The sequence below is a fragment of the Hansschlegelia beijingensis genome (genome assembly GCF_045505405.1).
Lineage (GTDB): Bacteria > Pseudomonadota > Alphaproteobacteria > Rhizobiales > Methylopilaceae > Methylopila > Methylopila beijingensis_A.
Genome location: NZ_JBJKEX010000472.1, coordinates 1 through 1,856, shown reverse-complemented (window position 1 = coordinate 1,856; position 1,856 = coordinate 1). Strand labels below are relative to the sequence as shown.

Annotated in this window: 3 protein-coding genes; 1 reads left to right on the top strand and 2 read right to left on the bottom strand. The window is 69.0% G+C overall.

Translation table 11 applies throughout. The features are described from left to right. The first annotated feature begins 324 nt into the window (after positions 1–324). Positions 325–603, top strand: a complete 279-nt coding sequence (gene rpsU, locus ACIKT0_RS17690) for a 30S ribosomal protein S21 (protein WP_407106655.1) — start codon at positions 325–327, stop codon at positions 601–603. Between the two features lie 3 nt (positions 604–606). Here rpsU and ACIKT0_RS17685 read toward each other — a convergent pair whose 3' ends face one another. Next, positions 607–993 (bottom strand): barstar family protein, encoded by a 387-nt coding sequence (locus ACIKT0_RS17685; RefSeq protein WP_407106654.1) that lies wholly within the window; start codon positions 991–993, stop codon positions 607–609. A gap of 13 nt (positions 994–1,006) precedes the next feature. After that, positions 1,007–1,567, bottom strand: a complete 561-nt coding sequence (moaB, locus tag ACIKT0_RS17680) for a molybdenum cofactor biosynthesis protein B (protein ID WP_407106653.1) — start codon at positions 1,565–1,567, stop codon at positions 1,007–1,009. Between the last annotated feature and the right edge of the window lie 289 nt (positions 1,568–1,856).

The following is a 1,856-nucleotide window of genomic DNA, read 5'->3' as shown; positions in this document are numbered from 1 at the left end:
CGAGCCGGGTCTTCCCGCCGACCAGGCGGAAATCGTCCATGGGGCTGGCGGCGGCGCCCGGGCGGCCTTGAGCGCGGGATTGCTGATGCTGCGCGTGCCGCCCCGGGTGGTGGCGAGACTTTACGGCTGATCGCGCGTCGGCTCGCCGCCGAGGCCCGGTTTTCGCGGCGTCCGGAAGGTCGTGGGACGGGTCAAGGTTGCTTTTCCGGCTCAAACGCCTAAATAAGCGGCCGCTCAAGTGAAATAGTCAGCGCCTCCGCGTCCGCCCGCGTGGTCGGGCGTCTGGCGTCGTTCCGATTTCAAATCCTAACGATTGGAGACGTTTTGCTAGTCGTCGTTCGAGAAAACAACGTTGATCAGGCGCTTCGGGCCCTGAAGAGGAAGCTCCAGCGCGAAGGCGTCTTCCGCGAGATGCGCCGCCGTCGCGCCTACGAGAAGCCGTCCGAGCGGAAGAACCGCGAGAAGGGCGAAGCCGTCCGCCGCGCCCGCAAGGCCGCCCGCAAGGCCGCCCAGCGCGAAGGCCTGCTGCCGATGCCGAAGAAGAAGCCGATGCCGGCGCGTCCGGGTCGTCCTGCGACCCCCGGGACCGGAACCGCGGGCTGAGCTTCAGCCGGGAAGGAGCCGTGCGATTCGCTCGCGCGCTGCTTCCGGGAACACGACCTCGAGATGACGCGGACCTCCGGCGCTCCACGAGCGCACCGCGTCTCTCAGGATCGACAGGTAGAGCCGCAGATCCTCCTCGGGCAGCCGCGGAAGCGCCTCGTGGACGAGCACGATCGTGCGGTCGCTCATCCAGCTGAAATCGCGCAGCGCCTCGAGCAGCGCGTCCCAGTCGGTCGGCGCGTCCTCGGGAAACCAGAGCTCGCCCCGGAAGGCGGCGAACAGCTCCTCCTTGCGCGCCAGGTCCGCAGGCACCCGCCAGTAGAACGATTTGCCGTTGATCCGGCCCGAGAGGTCGGCGGCGTATCTGAAGCCCTGTGCGGAATACCCCACCGGCCTCTCTCCGTCAGGGCGCGGCGCGCAGCTTGCCGCGCTTCAGGTGCTCGTCGAGCCGCGGCAGGATCTCGACGAAATTGCAGGGCTTGTGCCGGTAGTCGAGCTGGGCCTTGAGTACGCCGTCCCAGGCGTCCCGGCAGGCGCCGGTGGAGCCCGGCAGCACGAACACGAAGGTCTTGCCCGCCACCCCGGCGGTCGCGCGCGACTGCAGGGTCGAGGTTCCGATCGTGCCGTTCGAATAGGCGTGGAACAGGTTGGAGAAGCCATCCATGCGCTTCTCGAACATCGGCTCGAGCGCGTCGGGGCTCACGTCCCGGCCCGTAAAGCCGGTCCCGCCGGTCGTCAGCACGACGTCGGTCGCCGGGTCCGCCACATAGAAGCCGACCGCAGCGCGCAGCGCCTCGCGGTCGTCGCGCACGATGGAGCGGCCCGAAACCCTGTGGCCGGCCTCCTCGATCCGGGCGGCGAGCGCGTCGCCGGACCTGTCCTCGGCGGCGCTGCGGGTGTCCGAGACGGTGACGATCGCGATCCCGAGCGGGACGAACGGCCGGCTTTCATCAATGCGCGACACGGCGTTTTCCTCTCAGCCGGGGTGGCGCTATCATACCTCACGGCTCCACGCGAAGGCTCCTGCGCCTGCTCGCGGCTTCGTGACGCCGGCGGCTTGCAGCGCCCGGCCGGGGCGACCATTTTTTCCACAACGGACCGCCCCGAACCAGAGCCGCATGTCGTTCTTCACCGATCAATCTCCGGCTGGCGCCGCGCCCGAGCGGGCCGGCATGGGACGCATGACGGTCCCGATCTATCAAGCCGGCTCCGTCTCCTCGCAGGTCAGGCAGGCCAAGGAGGTCGCCGGTCAG